This is a genomic window from Nocardia sputi, from assembly GCF_023501985.1.
Genome location: NZ_JAMFLC010000001.1, coordinates 140,485 through 156,483, shown reverse-complemented (window position 1 = coordinate 156,483; position 15,999 = coordinate 140,485). Strand labels below are relative to the sequence as shown.

Annotated in this window: 16 protein-coding genes; 11 read left to right on the top strand and 5 right to left on the bottom strand. The window is 69.2% G+C overall.

Annotated elements, in window-relative coordinates; translation table 11 throughout:
* The first annotated feature begins 85 nt into the window (after positions 1 to 85).
* From M8859_RS00785 to recX, 5 genes are all read left to right on the top strand, one after another.
* Positions 86 to 547, top strand: coding sequence for a VOC family protein (locus M8859_RS00785; protein ID WP_159919647.1), 462 nt, complete (start codon positions 86 to 88; stop codon positions 545 to 547).
* Positions 548 to 580: 33 nt separating this feature from the next.
* On the top strand, positions 581 to 1,465 hold the full coding sequence (locus tag M8859_RS00780; RefSeq protein ID WP_159919645.1) for a pyridoxamine 5'-phosphate oxidase family protein: 885 nt from the start codon (positions 581 to 583) through the stop codon (positions 1,463 to 1,465).
* A 27-nt stretch (positions 1,466 to 1,492) separates the two neighbouring features.
* Positions 1,493 to 1,942, top strand: a complete 450-nt coding sequence (locus tag M8859_RS00775; protein WP_159919643.1) for a nuclear transport factor 2 family protein — start codon at positions 1,493 to 1,495, stop codon at positions 1,940 to 1,942.
* Between the two features lie 333 nt (positions 1,943 to 2,275).
* Complete coding sequence (gene recA / locus M8859_RS00770; protein WP_195070509.1) at positions 2,276 to 3,319, top strand: recombinase RecA; 1,044 nt, start codon at positions 2,276 to 2,278, stop codon at positions 3,317 to 3,319.
* A gap of 340 nt (positions 3,320 to 3,659) precedes the next feature.
* Positions 3,660 to 4,175 carry a recombination regulator RecX gene (recX, locus tag M8859_RS00765; RefSeq protein ID WP_223512981.1) on the top strand — a complete coding sequence of 172 codons (516 nt, stop codon included), beginning with the start codon at positions 3,660 to 3,662 and terminating at the stop codon, positions 4,173 to 4,175.
* 804 nt (positions 4,176 to 4,979) lie between these two features.
* Here recX and M8859_RS00760 read toward each other — a convergent pair.
* From M8859_RS00760 to M8859_RS00745, 4 genes are all read right to left on the bottom strand, one after another.
* A complete protein-coding gene (locus M8859_RS00760) occupies positions 4,980 to 5,882 on the bottom strand; it encodes an amino acid ABC transporter permease (protein WP_159919637.1) in 903 nt (300 codons plus the stop codon).
* Between the two features lie 19 nt (positions 5,883 to 5,901).
* Positions 5,902 to 6,582, bottom strand: coding sequence for an amino acid ABC transporter permease (locus M8859_RS00755; RefSeq protein WP_159919635.1), 681 nt, complete (start codon positions 6,580 to 6,582; stop codon positions 5,902 to 5,904).
* Positions 6,583 to 6,683: 101 nt separating this feature from the next.
* Positions 6,684 to 7,520: a glutamate ABC transporter substrate-binding protein gene (locus M8859_RS00750; protein WP_159919633.1), complete on the bottom strand. Its 837-nt coding sequence runs from the start codon at positions 7,518 to 7,520 to the stop codon at positions 6,684 to 6,686.
* Between the two features lie 49 nt (positions 7,521 to 7,569).
* Positions 7,570 to 8,298 carry an amino acid ABC transporter ATP-binding protein gene (locus M8859_RS00745; RefSeq protein WP_159920267.1) on the bottom strand — a complete coding sequence of 243 codons (729 nt, stop codon included), beginning with the start codon at positions 8,296 to 8,298 and terminating at the stop codon, positions 7,570 to 7,572.
* 259 nt (positions 8,299 to 8,557) lie between these two features.
* On the opposite strand from M8859_RS00745, the gene miaB reads away from it, so the two are divergent.
* Positions 8,558 to 10,105: a tRNA (N6-isopentenyl adenosine(37)-C2)-methylthiotransferase MiaB gene (miaB, locus tag M8859_RS00740; protein WP_308221141.1), complete on the top strand. Its 1,548-nt coding sequence runs from the start codon at positions 8,558 to 8,560 to the stop codon at positions 10,103 to 10,105.
* Positions 10,102 to 10,833, top strand: coding sequence for an Rv2732c family membrane protein (locus M8859_RS00735; protein WP_321212480.1), 732 nt, complete (start codon positions 10,102 to 10,104; stop codon positions 10,831 to 10,833). Before miaB ends, M8859_RS00735 begins: the two co-directional genes overlap by 4 nt.
* Positions 10,834 to 10,911: 78 nt before the next feature.
* On the opposite strand, the gene M8859_RS00730 is transcribed toward M8859_RS00735, so the two are convergent.
* Positions 10,912 to 12,288, bottom strand: coding sequence for a DUF349 domain-containing protein (locus tag M8859_RS00730; protein ID WP_159919631.1), 1,377 nt, complete (start codon positions 12,286 to 12,288; stop codon positions 10,912 to 10,914).
* A 173-nt stretch (positions 12,289 to 12,461) separates the two neighbouring features.
* Here M8859_RS00730 and M8859_RS00725 point away from each other — a divergent pair, with 173 nt between their 5' ends.
* From M8859_RS00725 to dapF, 4 genes are read left to right on the top strand one after another with little or no spacing between them, the layout of a single operon-like run.
* Positions 12,462 to 13,292, top strand: coding sequence for a class III extradiol ring-cleavage dioxygenase family protein (locus M8859_RS00725; RefSeq protein ID WP_249643599.1), 831 nt, complete (start codon positions 12,462 to 12,464; stop codon positions 13,290 to 13,292).
* Positions 13,289 to 14,221 carry a tRNA (adenosine(37)-N6)-dimethylallyltransferase MiaA gene (miaA, locus tag M8859_RS00720; protein WP_249643598.1) on the top strand — a complete coding sequence of 311 codons (933 nt, stop codon included), beginning with the start codon at positions 13,289 to 13,291 and terminating at the stop codon, positions 14,219 to 14,221. Before M8859_RS00725 ends, miaA begins: the two co-directional genes overlap by 4 nt.
* On the top strand, positions 14,218 to 15,054 hold the full coding sequence (locus tag M8859_RS00715) for a TrmH family RNA methyltransferase (RefSeq protein ID WP_159919626.1): 837 nt from the start codon (positions 14,218 to 14,220) through the stop codon (positions 15,052 to 15,054). The genes miaA and M8859_RS00715 overlap by 4 nt, the downstream gene beginning before the upstream one ends.
* Positions 15,055 to 15,087: 33 nt before the next feature.
* Positions 15,088 to 15,969, top strand: coding sequence for a diaminopimelate epimerase (dapF, locus tag M8859_RS00710; protein WP_159920263.1), 882 nt, complete (start codon positions 15,088 to 15,090; stop codon positions 15,967 to 15,969).
* Positions 15,970 to 15,999 lie beyond the last annotated feature (30 nt).

Below are 15,999 nucleotides of genomic sequence, written 5' to 3'. Positions count from 1 at the left end.
AGTGGTTGACACGGTCGCTTCGGCGTCGATATGTTATAACCAGTGAAACCGTATTAGACGGTTGAAAATTCCGAGGAGGAACATTATGACCGCGGTCGCCGCACCTCAGCTCGCCACCGGGCACATCGGCCTGAACGTCTCGGATCTGGATCGTTCGGTGGACTTCTACCGCCGGGCTCTCGGCTTCGAACAGCTCGCCGCGAGCACCGGTGACCGGCGTCGTTGGGCCTTCCTCGGTGCCGACGGCAAGCTGGTCGTCACGCTGTGGGAGCAGAGCGGCGGTACCTTCTCCACCGGAACACCCGGGCTGCATCACCTTTCGTTCCAGGTCGACAGCATCGATCAGGTGCGCGCGGTGGAGCGCGTGCTGCGTGAGCTCTCGGTCACCTTCGCCTACGACGGGGTGGTGGCCCACGGTGAAGGCGTGGCCTCCGGCGGGATCTTCTTCACCGATCCCGACGGCATTCGCCTCGAGGTCTACGCGCCCAGTGGCGCCGAATCCGCTCCCGCCCCCAGCGGCGCGGCCCCGACCTGCGGGTTCTTCTGATCCTGTCGGTCGCGTAGCGAAGGGAGAATCGCGATGGAGCCGTTTCACAGCGGCGAGGTCGCCGTCCAGCGCCGGATGGGCCAAGCCGACATCGCCGCACGGGTCGGCCGGATGATCCGTCGTGATATCCCCGCGGTCGCGGCCGACTTCCTGGCCGAACAGCGGATGGTGGTGCTCGCCGCCGCCGACGAGGCGGGCAGACTGTGGGCGAGCGAGCTGGCCGGGCAGCCGGGATTCGTCCGGGCGCTCGACGATCGGACGATTTCGGTCCGAACCCGTCCAGCCGCCGCCGATCCGCTGCGGGAAGCGCTGACCCACCGTGTTCGCGTCGGCATGATCGCACTGCAACCGCAGCGGCGCAGGCGCATGCGGGTCAACGGCCGATCGACGCCGGAGGGCGATGGCCTGCGCATCGTCACCGATCAGGTGTACTCGAACTGCCCCAAGTACATCTCCCGGCGAGAACTCGAGAGCTACACGCCCGACCCCGAGCCGCCGGTGGTGCGACACGGTGTAGAACTCGACGCGGCTCAGCAGGCCGCCGTCGCCGCGGCCGACACGTTCTTCGTCGCGACCGCCGACGCAGACGGCAACGCCGACGCCTCGCATCGCGGCGGGAACCCGGGTTTCCTCCGAGTGCTGTCGCCCACTCGGCTGCGCTGGCCGGACTACCGGGGCAATTCGATGTTCATGACGCTCGGCAACATCGAGGTCAACCCCCGCTGCGGGATTCTGATCCCGGACTGGGCCGGCGCGGCCGCGCTGCAGCTCACCGGCACCGCCGAACTGGTCTGGGCGCCCGAGACGTTCGCCGCGGGCGCGCAGTGCTCCCTCGAGTTCACCATCGAGGAGGTGCGCCAGCGGCGCGGGGGAGCGCTGCGGTGGGGACCAGCCGAGCTTTCACCCGTCAATCCCTGAAACCACCTTCGAGGAAGGAGCCGTCCGATGCGACCTCCGTTACCCCCGTTCGACGCCGAATCCGCCGCTATCAAAGTGCGGGCCGCCGAAAACGCCTGGAACACGCGCGATCCGGAGCGGGTCGCCGCCGCCTACACCGAGGACTCGGTATGGCGCAATCGTGACGAATTCTTCACCGGTCGCGCCGCCATCGTCGAGTTCCTCACCAGGAAGTGGTCCATCGAGAACGGATACGCGCTGCGCAAGGACCTGTGGGCCTTCGCGGACAACCGCATCGCCGTGCGCTTCCAGTACGAATGGCACGACGAGGCGGGCCGGTGGTGGCGCAGTTACGGCAACGAGCAGTGGGAGTTCGCGCCGGACGGGCTGATGTCCCGGCGGGAGGCCAGCATCAACGACGTCCGGATCGAGGAATCCGATCGGCGCATCTTCGGGCCGCGCGATCCGGCGGACGAGTCGGTGCAGCCCCAACGCTAGGTGTGCGGGCACGGCCGAGCCGAGGCGGCGGCGTCAAGCCGGGACGGGTTCCAGGTCGGCGTCGTCGAAGGGTGGGTCAGCGCGCGCTGACCATTCGCTTCGGCCGCGTCGATGTAGCCGGCAAGAGCGTCGCGGGACCGGGCGAGTCTGTCCGTCTGATCCGTCCGGTCGCCGCCGCCGCGACCGCATCGCGGCCATGCGCGCAGACCCGGGCGGGTCGCTTGACTCGAACACGTGTTCGTCTAGTGTTGTCGCCAGAACTTGTCGGTGCCGGGCTCTACTGTAGGCGCCAACCACAGAACGAGACTCACCCGTCGAAAAGGGGATCAGGACATGGCACCACAGGCGTACGACCGGGACAAGGCGCTCGAACTCGCGCTGGCCCAGGTGGAGAAAAGCTTCGGCAAGGGCGCCGTCATGCGTCTCGGCGAGGAGGCGCGCCAGCCCATCTCGGTGATCCCCACCGGCTCGATCGCGCTCGACGTGGCGTTGGGCATCGGCGGTCTGCCGCGCGGCCGCATCGTCGAGATCTACGGGCCGGAATCCTCGGGTAAGACCACCGTCGCGCTGCACGCGGTGGCCAACGCCCAAGCCGCGGGCGGGGTCGCGGCGTTCATCGACGCCGAGCACGCGCTCGATCCGGACTACGCCCGCAAGCTCGGCGTCGACACCGACGCGCTGCTGGTCTCCCAGCCCGACACGGGTGAGCAGGCGCTGGAGATCGCCGACATGCTGGTGCGCTCCGGCGCCATCGACATCATCGTCATCGACTCGGTGGCCGCGCTGGTGCCGCGCGCCGAGATCGAGGGCGAGATGGGCGACAGCCACGTCGGTTTGCAGGCCCGCCTCATGAGTCAGGCGCTGCGCAAGATGACCAGCGCGTTGAACAACTCCGGGACCACCGCGATCTTCATCAACCAGTTGCGCGAGAAGATCGGCGTCATGTTCGGCTCGCCGGAGACCACCACCGGTGGTAAGGCGTTGAAGTTCTACGCGTCGGTGCGCCTGGACGTGCGCCGCATCGAGACGCTCAAGGACGGCAGCGACGCGGTGGGCAACCGCACCCGTGTGAAGGTCGTGAAGAACAAGGTCTCCCCGCCGTTCAAGCAGGCCGAGTTCGACATCCTCTACGGGCACGGCATCTCCAAGGAGGGCTCGCTCATCGACATGGGCGTCGAGCACGGCTTCATCCGCAAGTCCGGCTCCTGGTACACCTACGAGGGAGATCAGCTCGGCCAGGGCAAGGAGAACGCTCGCAAGTTCCTGCTGGAGAACATCGACGTCCGCGACGAGGTCGAGAAGAAGATCAAGGAGAAGCTGGGCATCGGCGCCGACGTGACAGCCGATGCGGCGGCGGAGGTGCCCGCCGATTTCTGAGCCGACGAACGGCAGGCCCTCACCCGGGGCGGGTCCGACCGATCCCGGGCGACCACGGGCCGACGCGGTGCAGGATCTGCGGCGTCGGCTGGAAGAACTCCTGTCCGCCTCCAGCCGGCCGGCCGGAGGCGGACAGGACTCCGAGCTCGTCCGGAGCGCCGAAAATAGTTCGGCCGAGCCGGACACCATGGGAACTCGGCCGGACGCGTCCGATCCGCAGCGGGCGCGTCCGGCTGGGTACCGTCGCGGTCGCCACGGCGCGCAGGGACGTACCAGCTCCTCCCGGACCGGCTCCTCCCCGAGCGACTCTGACCGGCCCGAGGGCCGATCGGCGGGTCCGGTGGCGGCCGGATCCGAAGGCGGGACGGTCGAGCAGGCGAAGGAGGCGTGTCTGCGCTTGCTCGCCGTCCGCGCCCGCAGCCGTGCCGAGCTGGCCCAGCGTCTGGCCGCCAAGGGGTACTCGGCCGAGGTGAGCGAGCGGGCGCTCGACCGCCTCACCGAAGTGGGTCTCATCGATGATGCCGCCTTCGCCGAGCAATGGGTCCACGCCCGCCACACCTTCTCCGGTAAAGGCAAACAGGCGCTGGCGCAGGAGCTCCGCCGCAAGGGCGTCGCGCAGTCGGACGCCGCGTCCGCTCTCGACGCCATCACCTCCGACGAGGAGGAAGCCCGCGCCACCGAGCTGGTCCGCCGCAAATTACGCTCGCTGCCGCGAGAGCTCGACCGGGACAAGACGATTCGCCGACTCGTCGGGATGCTCGCCCGGCGGGGTTACAGCCAGGCCACGGCCTATCGCGTGGTCAAAGCCGAACTGGCCGATCGGGGGCTCGAAGGCGATCTCGACCCCCTCGACTGAACTTCGCGGCTCGGCTGCGCCAGGGTGCGAGGGCGGCATCCCGCTCACAACTGCGTAAAACGCTGGTCGGATGTGCGGGATACGGATGGCAGGTACGGCCGCCTGCCCTGGCGCGGCTCGGCGCAGCCTGCGAGGCTAGCGAAACCTAGGCCGACTGCGGCGTTTTCGGTCGGTGTGTTGATCGTCGCCGCTCGGACAGCCGATCGGAGCCCGGCCCGCGGCGGTGGAAAGTCGTGCCCTTCGTGCCGCCGCTGCGGAAGTGCAACGCTGCGCGGGTTTCGGGTGGAACATCTTCGGTCTACACCTCTCCTGTGTCGGAGACCGGACCCGAGGTCGTGATTGTCGTCATTCCTACTCCTGTGTCGAGGGCTTTCTCGGGAATCGCGTAGCCGCTCGGCACCAGGGGGAGACGGTCCGCCCGGCCTCGCGTAGCTGGAGGCGAGCCGTACCTCGTCCACCGACTCGCTGCCCCGGCTCGATGAAAGACACTGTGGCCGAGCCGAACTCGCCCAGGAAGCGGTCGGGTACGGCTGAGCATCGATCATCGACTCCCGCAGGCACGAAGCACTGACGACCGCCCCACCGGTCGGCTACCGGGGATCGGCATACGCCTACGAGATTGGCGGGGCGCCACCGAGGGCACGAGTGTTGCGCTCAGCTCGAGCGCAACACATGCTGTCGGATCAGGATGGTTCGCCGTAGAGCTTCGCCCCGGCGAGCTTGCGGCGCTCCAATTTCACGGCCGCCGAGTTCAGATCGTCCAACCGCTTGCCGGGTAGTCCTCGAACTCGCGCTCTCTGATGCTCACGGTTTCGTGCCGATGTCGACACCGGGGGCCGCGTCGGTGATGATCGAGTCCGCGGCGACGACGGCGCCGCCGCCTTTCCCGCGCTTACGTGCCCGCAGCCGCTGCTCCAGCTTCGTCGCTACCAGCGTCAACGCGCTGTTGAGGGCGATCATGATGATCGCGATGACGATCAGCGACGGAATCGTGTTCTGTTCGGCCGCACCGAGCTGCTGACCCGAGCGCACGATTTCGACGTAGGTGATCTGGTAGCCCAGCGCGGAGTCCTTCAACGCGACCACCATCTGCGAGATCAGCGCGGGCAGCATCGCCGTGATCGCCTGCGGCAGCAGGATCAACCGCATCAGCTGGTTCTTGCGCATGCCGAGCGCGACGGCCGCCTCGGTCTGCCCTTTGGGCAGCGACCGGATGCCCGCCCGCACGATCTCCGCGATGACCGAGCCGTTGTAGACGGTCAGCGCGGTGACCACCGCGGCGAGTGCGAGATCCTCCGACTCGAACAGGTCGTAGTCGGAGTACACCGCGAACAGGAAGATCATCAGGATCAGCACCGGGATGGCCCGCGCCACCTCCACGACCGCCCCGGCGACCCAGCGCACGACGCGATGATCCGACAGCCGCAGGATGCCGAAGATCATGCCGAGGACCAGCGCCAACACGATGGACAGCAACGCGGCCACGATCGTGCCGCGCAGACCGGGCAGCAGATAGGTCGACCAGACCTCCGCCTCCAGGAACGGCTTCCACTTCTCCGCGGTGAACTGGCCCTTCTCGGCGAAGCCGCGGTAGAGCACCCAGCCCACCGCGACCACGGCGGCGATGACCAGCGCCGAGTAGATGTTGTTGCGCAGTCTCGCCTTCGGGCCCGGCGCGTCGAACAGGACCGAAGGGCCCGCGCTCATATCCGCGCCTCACTGACGCTCATCGAGCCACCTCGTACTTCTTGGCCAGCCAGCCGAAGAACAGGCCGGTCGGCAGGGTCAGGATCACGAAGCCGAGCGCGAAGATCGCGCCGATCGCCAGGACCGCGGCTTCGGTCTCGGTCATCTCCGCCATCAAGGTCGCCGCCTCGGCGACGCCGATGGCCGAGGCGATGGTGGAGTTCTTGGTCAGCGCGATCAGCACGCTGCCCAGGGGAGCGATGACCGAGCGGAAAGCCTGCGGCAGCACGACCAGCCGCAGGTTCTGCAGGAAGCCGAAACCGAGCGAGCGCCCCGCCTCGGACTGCCCCATCGGCACGGTGTTGATGCCCGCGCGCAGCGACTCGCACACGAACGCGGCGGTGTAGATGCTCAGGCCGATGACGGCGAAACGGAAATTGTTCTGTGCGAGGGAGTCCGGCCCTTCACCCGCGAGACGCCAGCCCATCGTGGTGTAGAGCCCCAACGACATGAACACGATGATCAGCGTGAGCGGGGTGTTGCGGAAGATGGTGACGTATGCGGTGCCGACCCAGCGGGCGACCGGCACGGGAGACACCCGCAGCCCGGCGACGACGGTGCCCAGGATCAGCGCGCCGACCGCGGACAGCACGGCCAGCTGAATGGTCACCCAGAATGCTTCGAGGATTTGGCTGTCATACCTCGAGATCAGGTCGAACACGGCGGACGCGTCCCTCCGATCGGGTCTCGATGGTCAGGGGAAGTGCGACGGGTGACCCGGCCCGGTCGTGGAGCCGGGTCACCCGTGCTGGTCTGCGGGCGTCAGTACCGGTTCACGGTGGGCGGCTGCGGGGCCTGGTAGCCGGACGCGCCGACGGTCGAGTCGAACGCCTTCTTCCAGGAGCCGTCGGCGATCATCGCCTCGATCGCGTCGTTGATCTTGTCCCGCAGCTCCTGGTCGCCCTTCTTCGACCCGATGCCGTAGTTCTCGGTGGTGAACGGCTTGCCGACCACCTTGAACGCGCCGCTGCTCTGCGCGGCGTAACCGGCGAGGATGATGTCGTCGGTAGTCACCGCGTCCCAGGACCCGGCGCGCAGGCCCTCCAGGCACAGCGAGTAGGTGTCGTTGGTCTGCAGTTGGGTGTCGGGGAAGTTCTTCTCGATGTTCTGCGCCGGGGTGGAGCCCTTCACCGAGCAGACCTTCTTGCCCTTCAGGTTGTCCGGGCCGTTGATGTCGGTGTTGTCGGCGCGCACCAGCAGCGACTGTCCGGCGACGTAGTACGGCCCGGCGAAGTCGATCTTCTCCTTGCGCTTGTCGTTGATCGAGTAGGTGGCGACGATGTAGTCGACCTGACCGTTCTCGATCAGCGTCTCGCGCTGGCCGGACGGGGCTTCCTTCCAGGTGATGCTCTCGGGTGCCACGCCCAGCTTGCCCGCGACGTACTTGGCCACCTCGACATCGAAGCCGCTGTAGGACCCGTCCTTGTTCCGCAGGCCCAGACCCGGCTGGTCGAACTTTATGCCGACGGTGAGCTTGCCGTCCTTGGCGTGATCCAGGGCGGACTTGTCGTCGCCGCCGCCGCACGCGGTGGCGGTCGCGGCGGCGAGTGTCAGGGCGATCGCCCCGATACCCATGCGCAGAGCGCGATTGATCCTCATCGAGTTCCTTCTCCCTATCCGTGGGTGTGGCGGCCGCTGTTCCGGCAGGTCAGTGGCTCAAAATCTTGCCCAGGAAGTCTTTGGCGCGCTCGGACTTCGGGGCGGTGAAGAAGGCGTCCGGCGCCGCGTCCTCCACCACCTGGCCGTCGGCCATGAACAGCACCCGGTTCCCGGCGCGGCGCGCGAAGCCCATCTCGTGGGTGACGACCAGCATCGTCATCCCTTCCTTGGCCAGCGACACCATCACTTCGAGCACCTCGTTGACCATCTCCGGGTCCAGCGCTGAGGTCGGCTCGTCGAACAGCATCACCTTCGGGCTCATCGCCAGCGCCCTGGCGATGGCGACGCGCTGCTGCTGCCCGCCGGATAGTTGCGCCGGGTACTTGTCGGCCTGATCGGCGATGCCGACCCGGTCGAGCAATTCCATGGCGCGGGCGCGAGCTCGGTCCTTCTTCATCTTGCGGACCTTGACCGGCGCGAGCGCGACGTTCTCCACGATCGTCTTGTGCGCGAAGAGGTTGAAGGACTGGAAGACCATGCCGACGTCGGCGCGCAGCGCGGCCAGTGCGCGACCCTCGGCGGGCAGCGGCACTCCGTCGATGGCGATGTCGCCGGAATCGATCGGCTCGAGCCGGTTGACTGTGCGGCACAGCGTCGACTTACCGGAGCCCGAGGGGCCCAGCACGATGACGACCTGCCCCTTGGGGACCTCCAGGTTGATGTCCTTGAGTACGTGCAGGTCGCCGAAGTGCTTGTCCACATTGCGCATCGAGATCATCGGCGGCGCGCTGGCGGCGGCGCTGACGTCCCCGGCTGAAGCGTCCCCGGTCGTGGCGGGTGCGGCGGCGTCGTCGGTCATGGTCAAGACCTTAAGCAAAAATCGGGGATTTGCCCGGGTTTCGGCGACACGCCGTCTCGCCGCGCCGATTCGTCACGTGGGTGTAACCTCCCGGCCGTTCGCCCGTCGGCCGGAGACCGCCCGAAGCCTGCGCCGATGCCCGCGAAAGGCGCCACGGACCGCCCCGTACCCTGGACGGGTGGATTCGATCGGTCAGGCAGTGTCGGCTCCCGCCGAGGGCACAGCACGCAGTTACGAGGTCCGCACCTTCGGTTGCCAGATGAACGTGCACGATTCCGAACGGTTGTCGGGGTTGCTGGAGGACGCGGGATACGTGAAGGCCGCGCCCGGCGCGACGGCCGACCTCGTCGTCTTCAACACCTGCGCGGTGCGCGAGAACGCGGACAACAAGCTCTACGGCACGCTCGGCCACCTGGCGCCGATCAAGGCGGGGCATCCCGGCATGCAGATCGCCGTCGGCGGCTGCCTGGCGCAGAAGGACCGCGACGTCGTGGTGCGCAAGGCGCCGTGGGTGGACGTGGTCTTCGGCACGCACAACATCGGTTCGCTGCCGGTGCTGCTGGAGCGGGCGCGGCACAACCGGGAAGCCCAGGTGGAGATCCTGGAGTCGCTGGAGGCGTTCCCGTCCGCACTGCCCGCCAAGCGCGAATCCGCCTACGCGGGGTGGGTTTCCATTTCGGTCGGCTGCAACAACACCTGCACCTTCTGCATCGTGCCCGCCCTGCGCGGCAGGGAGGTCGACCGCCGCCCCGGCGATGTGCTCGCCGAGGTGCAGGCGCTGGTCGACCAAGGCGTGCTCGAGGTGACGCTGCTCGGCCAGAACGTGAACTCCTACGGCGCGTCGTTCGCCGACCCGAGCGAGCCGCGCGACCGCGGGGCGTTCGCCAAGCTGCTGCGCGCGTGCGGGCACATCGACGGCTTGGAGCGGGTCCGTTTCACCTCCCCGCACCCGGCCGAGTTCACCGACGACGTGATCGAGGCGATGGCCGAGACCCCGAACATCTGCCCGCAACTGCACATGCCGCTGCAGTCGGGTTCGGACCGGGTGCTCAAGGCCATGCGCCGCTCCTACCGCAAAGCCCGCTACCTCGGCATCATCGACAAGGTGCGGGGCGCGATGCCGCACGCCGCGATAACCACCGACATCATCGTGGGCTTCCCCGGCGAGACCGAGGAGGACTTCCAGGAAACCCTCGACGTGGTCCGCCGGGCGCGTTTCACCAGCGCGTACACCTTCCAGTACTCCAAGCGGCCCGGTACGCCCGCCGCCGACATGCCCGACCAGCTGCCCAAGGCCGTCGTCCAGGAGCGCTACGACCGGCTCATCGCGCTACAGGAGGAGATCTCTCTGGAGGCCAACCGGGAGCTGGTCGGCACCGAGGTGGAGCTGCTGGTGGCCGAGGGCGCGGGCAAGAAGAACGCGGCGACCGCCAGGATGAGCGGTCGCGCCCGCGACGGCAGGCTGGTGCATTTCCGCCCGGGCGGCACCACCGAGCCGATCCGCCCCGGCGACCTGATCACGGTCGACATCACCGCCGCGGCACCGCATCACCTGGTCGCCGACTCCGCGATCAAGAGCCACCGCCGCACCCGTGCCGGCGACGCGCACGAACGCGGCGTCACGCCGAAGACCGCGCCGATCGGCGTGGGCCTCGGACTGCCCCGCATCGGCGCTCCCGTCCCGGAACCCGCGGTCGCGGGCTGCTCGACCGGCTGCGGCGCATGACCACGAGCCCGGACGACGACGGCGACGCGACCCGCGGCGCCGACGGGGCTGTTCCCGCGTCCGGCGACGGCGAGCGCGGCGCGTCCGCGGCGACCCCCGGGAGCCAGCCCGCGCGCCCCGACGGAGACGAACGAAACGAGGACTCAGTGAGCTCGGTCGAGAGCACCAGCGATTTCGAACAATTCCGCGACGATCTCGACGCCGTCGAGCGCAGGATCGCCGGTGAGATCGATCCCGGCGTCCGCGCCATGGTCGTGGCGGGCGCGGTGTTCCTGCTGCTGGCGTCGCTGGTGCTGCCACACGCGGGCGCGGCGCGCGGCTTCGACGTCCTGTTGGACACCGACGTCGCGCTGGCCGAGCACATCGGTCTGCCCTCGCGGGTTTTCGTCTGGTTCCTCGTGATCTTCGGCATCGGCTTCTCGATGTTGGCGCTGATGACCCGCCGCTGGGTGCTGGCCTGGATCGCCGTCGCGGGCAGCGCGGTGGCCAGTGTGTTCGGCGTACTCTCCATCTGGCACCGCCAGACCCCCGGGCTGGGCAACTACATCGGAGCGGGCCCCGGCATCGGGCTGATCCTCGGCGCCATCGTGACCATCGTGCTCACCTTCCACTGGATCCGCGTGGTGTGGAGCCGAACCGCGCTGCAGTTGGCCGCCGAAGAACAGCGCCGTAACGCCGCCGCGGCCGCGGAGGAACGCGAGCGCCGTCGCCTCACCGGCGAATCCTGACCCTTTCCGTCGAACGACAGCGGCCCCTCCCGCCTGGGAGGGGCCGCGCTGTCATCGACGGAGCCGATACCGCCGAGCTCAGCGGTTGCTGACGGCGCCTTCGGCGGCCTCGGCCCACTCACGCCACTGCTTGGCCTGCTCCAATGCCTTCTCCGCGTCGCGGGCGTTCCCGGCGGCTCGAGCTTTCGCGGCCTGCTCCTCGAACTGAGCCACCCGCTCCCGGAACTGCGCGGCGCGGGCCATCGCCTCGGGGTCGGTGCGTCGCCATTGCGCGTCGACGGCGTCGCGCACGCGCTTCTCGATCGCGCGCAGTTTGCCTTCCAGCTCCTGCATGCGCTCGCGCGGCACCTTGCCGATCGCGTCCCACTTGTCCTGGAGTTCGCGCAGCGCGCTGCGCGCCCCTTCCAGATCGGTGGACGGATCGATGAAGGCGTAGGCGCCCAGCAGTTCCTCCTTGGCGGCCGCGTTCTGTTCGAACTCTGCGTCGCGCTCGGAGACGGCGGCGTTGCGGGCGGCGAAGAAGACGTCCTGCGCGCTCTTGAAGCGCCGCCACAGCGCCTCGTCGGCCTCGCGCGGTGCGCGCCCGGCGGCCTTCCACTCGGCGAGCAGGTCACGGAAGATGCCGGCGGTGGCCACCCACTCGGTGGAGCCGGACAGCTCCTCGGCCTGTACGCACAGCTCTTCCTTGCGCGCTTTCGCGGCGGCGCGCTCGCGATCCAGTTCGGCGAAGTGCGCGCCGCGGCGGCGATTGAACGCCTCGCGCGCCTTGGAGTAGCGCTTCCACAGCGCGTCGTCGACCTTGCGGTCCACACCGCGGATGGACTTCCACTCGTCGAGAATCTCGCGCAACCGATCGCCGGCGGCCTTCCACTGGGTGGACTCGGCGGCGATCTTCTCCGCCTCGGCGGCCAGCGCCTCCTTGCGTTCGGTGTGCTCGTGCCGGGCGCGTTCCTTCTCTTCCTTGGCGTGCGCGGCGGCCTCTTCGGAGTGCTCGGCGATGGCCTGCAGGCGATGGGCCAGGCCCTCGATGTCACCGATGACGGCGGCGGTCGGCAGGGACTCGGCCAGCGCGACGGCGGCGGCCTTGGTCTTGCGCGCGTCCGCGCCCGCGGCCAGTCTCGCTTCCAGCAGGGCGACCTCGGTAGCGAGGTCGTCGAAGCGGCGGCCGAAATGGGCCAGACCCTCGGCGGCGTCACCGGCCTGCCACGAGCCGACCTGGCGTTCGCCCTCGGCGGTCTTGACCCACGCGGTGCCGTCCTCGTCGACCCGGCCCCACAGGCTCGGATCGGAAACGGTGGGCACGACGACGGGATGGGGATGCTGCTGGGCCGGGCCCGGGGCGGGTTTGACCGCGTGCGGTTTGGGCGGTTGAATCGAGCTGCCCGGTTTCGGGGCACCGGAGGAACGCGGCATCTTGCCGGGGCTGGCTTTCGCGGTTCCGTTGCTATCGGTCATTTTTCCTCGTCCCTGCCGCGCGTCACGGCTGCCTGATTACGCCCTGGCTCATCCCATTCAACCCGGTCCGAGCCCTTGTGACCATCGATCCATGCCTTCCCGCGGAGGAATCCCGGGGATTCCAACCCCTGATGACCTGGGTTGTAGCTCTTCGAACACTATCAATCCCGGCGGTGTTTCCGGCAGAGACACTCGAAGCGGGCGGTACCGGTGGTCCCGGCAACGACTACGGTTACGACGTGTTCTCCGTCGCCGCCCTCGTTCCCTCGCCGCCGGTCCTGGTACCCGAACTGTGCGGCGGCGTGGCGGACGCGGCGGGAACGGGCGGGGCGGACCCGCGCGCGGTGCTGCGGTCCGCCGTGCTCGACACCGTGCGCGTCTTCGCGGACGTGACCGACCGGTGGACCGTGATCGGCGTCGGGGCCGGTGACAGCACGCTCGGCCCGGAGACCGTCGGCACGTTCCGTGGCTTCGGCGCGGACGTGCGAGTCGGTTTGTCCGACACGGCGCTCGCCGCGGCGGAGCAGTCCGATGCCGGCCTGCCGTTGGCCGTACTGATCGGCGGTTGGCTACGCGGGCAGGTCGCGCCGGGCGCGGTAGCCGAGGCGCGGGTCGTGCCCGCGGACGCGACACCGGAGCACTGCCTGGAGGTGGGGGCGAAGCTGCGCGCCGATCTGGACGGCGACGTCGCGGCGCGCGGTGTGCTGGTCGTCGCCGACGGCGCCGCGACCCTGTCCACCAAGGCGCCCGGTTACCTCGACGAACGGGCCCGGCCGGTGCAGGACGGGCTGGACCGTGCTCTGAGCACGGGTGATCGCGCCGCGCTGCGGGCGCTCGATCCCGGGCTGTGCGCCGACCTGGTTCTCGCGGGCCGCGCCGCCTACCAGATGCTGGCCGGACTCTTCCGCGCCGATCCGGTGGTCGAGACACGCTATTGCGACGCCCCGTTCGGGGTCGGCTACCACGTGAGCCTGTGGCGGCCCGCAGGAGACGATGCTTCGTGACGGATGCGGGTATCACTCCGATCGCCGTGGTCGGTCCCACCGCCACCGGCAAATCCGATCTCGCCCTGGACCTGGCCGAGCGGCTCGGCGGCGAGATCGTGAACATCGACGCCATGCAGCTCTATCGCGGCATGGACATCGGCACCGCGAAGCTGCCCGTGGCGCAACGCCGCGGCATTCCGCACCACCAGCTCGACGTGCTCGAGGTGACCGACACCGCGTCGGTGGCCGCCTATCAGGCGGCGGCGAGCGCCGACGTCGTCGCGATCATGGAGCGCGGGCGGGTGCCTGTCATCGTGGGCGGCTCGATGATGTACGTCCAAGCGCTGCTGGACGACTGGGAGTTCCCCGCCACCGATCCGGCCGTTCGGGCGCGCTGGGAGGCGGTGCTCGCCGAAGGCGGCGTCGCCGCCGTGCACGCGGCGCTGCGCGAGGCCGATCCGGTGGCCGCGGCCACCATCCTGCCCACCGACGGTCGCCGCATGGTACGCGCGCTGGAAGTCGTGGAACTCACCGGACGGCCGTTCGCCGCCTCGGCGCCGACCATCGGGCAGCCGCGCTGGGGCACCGTGATCATCGGCGTCGACCGGGACACCGCGGCCCTGGACGCCCGGATCGAGCGGCGCACCGCCGCGATGTTCGAGGGCGGGCTGGTCGAGGAGGTACGCGGCTTGATCGACTGCGGCCTGCGCGAGGGTGTCACCGCGCGCCGCGCCATCGGCTACGCACAAGTCCTGGCCTATCTGGACAACGAATACGACCTGAACCACGCTCAGGAACGCACTCTGATCGGCACCCGGCGCTACGTGCGCAGGCAACGCTCCTGGTTCCGGCGCGATCCCCGGGTGCGGTGGGTGGACGGCGCCGCCGCGGATCCCGCCGTGACGGCGCTGGCCCTGCTCGAAGAGAAAGAACGGACCCCGCAGTGACCCGACGTGTGACCACGCGCAACGCCTCCGTCCAGGTGTGGCAGGCCTACCTCAACAACCGCACCAAACGTCATCGCGACGGCCGTTTCCTGGTGCAAGGTGTCCGTCCGATCACTCAGGCCGTGGCCAACGACTGGCCGCTGGAGACGCTGCTGTACCGCCTCGGCGGCCCGGAGCTGTCGAGCTGGGCGCGCGAACTGCTGGACACCAGTGCTGTGCCGCAGGTCGGCTTGGTGCCCGAGCTGATGGCCGAACTCGGCGAGAAGTCCGGTGGCATACCGGAATTGGTGGCGGTCGCGGAGTCGCGCCAACCCGGGCTGGAGACCTTCCAGCCGGGGGAGCCGGGGGAGGACGCACCGGTGGTCGTGGTGTTCGACCGGCCCAACTCACCGGGCAACCTCGGCACGCTGATCCGCTCGGCAGACGCCTTCGGCGCCAGTGGAGTCATCGTCACCGGGCACGGCGCCGACCAGTACGACCCGCAGGCCGTTCGCGCTTCGACCGGTTCGCTGTTCGCCGTGCCGGTGTTCCGCGTCGCCGGGCCCGCGCAGGTACTGGAGTTCCGCAATCGGCAGGTCCGCCGCGGCATTCCGACCCGCATCGTGGGGACCGACGAGCACGGCAGGGACGCCGCCTACGACTACGACTTCACCGACGCGACCATCCTCGTCATCGGCAACGAGACCAGCGGCATGAGCGCCGCCTGGCAGACGGCCTGCGACGACATGGTGCACATCCCGATGGGCGGCACTGCCAGCTCGCTGGGGGCGCCCTCGGCGGCGGCGGTGACGCTCTACGAAATTTCCCGGCAGCGCAGGACGTTTGCCAAGTGACCACGAGATAGGGAGACATCGCCTGTGCCGGACATCGAGTTCACCAAGGGCCACGGCACCCAGAACGATTTCATCGTGCTGCCGGACCCGCAGGCCGACCTGGCGCTGACAGCCGCGCAGGTCGCCGCGCTGTGCGATCGCAGACGCGGTCTCGGCGCCGACGGCGTGCTCCGGGTCGCGCGGGCGGGTGCGCTGCGGGACGCCGGAGTGCTCGCGCGGCTTCCGGAGGAGGTCGGCGCCGACGACTGGTTCATGGACTACCGCAACGCCGACGGCTCGATCGCCGAGATGTGCGGCAACGGCGTGCGTGTGTTCGCCCACTATTTGACCGCCTCGGGACTGGAGACCCGCGACAGTTTCGTCGTCGGCAGCCGTGCCGGGGCGCGCCCGGTCACGGTGCATGCCGGGAACGAGGTCACCGGCGACGTCACCGTCGGTATGGGCCGGGTGCGCGAACTTGGCGCGTCCACGGCGACCATCGCGGGCTGGGCGCTGTCCGGGATCGGCATCGATGTCGGCAATCCGCATCTGGCCTGTGTCGATCCGGGGATGTCCGCCGACGCGCTCGGCAAGCTCGACCTGAGCGTGCCGCCCGGCTTCGATCCGGACCTGTTCCCGCACGGGGTGAACGTCGAGATCGTCACCGCGCTGGACGACGCGGGGGCGGTCGACATGCGGGTCTACGAGCGTGGTGTGGGCGAAACACGTTCCTGCGGAACGGGAACCGTCGCCGCGGCCGCCGCGGCGCTGGCCGCCGACGGCTTCCGGATCGCCGAGGACACCGGCCGGGTGACCGTCCGGGTGCCCGGCGGTGAACTGACCGTCGGGCTCGAGCGCGGCTCGGCGTGGCTGCGCGGACCGTCGGTCCTGGTGGCCACCGGACGCGTCGCCGGATCGTGGTGGGACGGTCCGTGAGCGGGTCGCCTCCGATTAACCGGGTGCGTA

Coding starts and splice junctions, on each gene's coding strand:
- M8859_RS00775 (WP_159919643.1), top strand. CDS start 1,493: ATGCGACCTCCGTTACCCCCGTTCGACGCCGAATCCGCCGCTATCAAA.
- recA (WP_195070509.1), top strand. CDS start 2,276: ATGGCACCACAGGCGTACGACCGGGACAAGGCGCTCGAACTCGCGCTG.
- M8859_RS00780 (WP_159919645.1), top strand. CDS start 581: ATGGAGCCGTTTCACAGCGGCGAGGTCGCCGTCCAGCGCCGGATGGGC.
- M8859_RS00745 (WP_159920267.1), bottom strand. CDS start 8,298: ATGATCTCGATGCGCAATGTGGACAAGCACTTCGGCGACCTGCACGTA.
- M8859_RS00760 (WP_159919637.1), bottom strand. CDS start 5,882: ATGAGCGCGGGCCCTTCGGTCCTGTTCGACGCGCCGGGCCCGAAGGCG.
- M8859_RS00750 (WP_159919633.1), bottom strand. CDS start 7,520: ATGAGGATCAATCGCGCTCTGCGCATGGGTATCGGGGCGATCGCCCTG.
- M8859_RS00730 (WP_159919631.1), bottom strand. CDS start 12,288: ATGACCGATAGCAACGGAACCGCGAAAGCCAGCCCCGGCAAGATGCCG.
- M8859_RS00735 (WP_321212480.1), top strand. CDS start 10,102: ATGACCACGAGCCCGGACGACGACGGCGACGCGACCCGCGGCGCCGAC.
- M8859_RS00785 (WP_159919647.1), top strand. CDS start 86: ATGACCGCGGTCGCCGCACCTCAGCTCGCCACCGGGCACATCGGCCTG.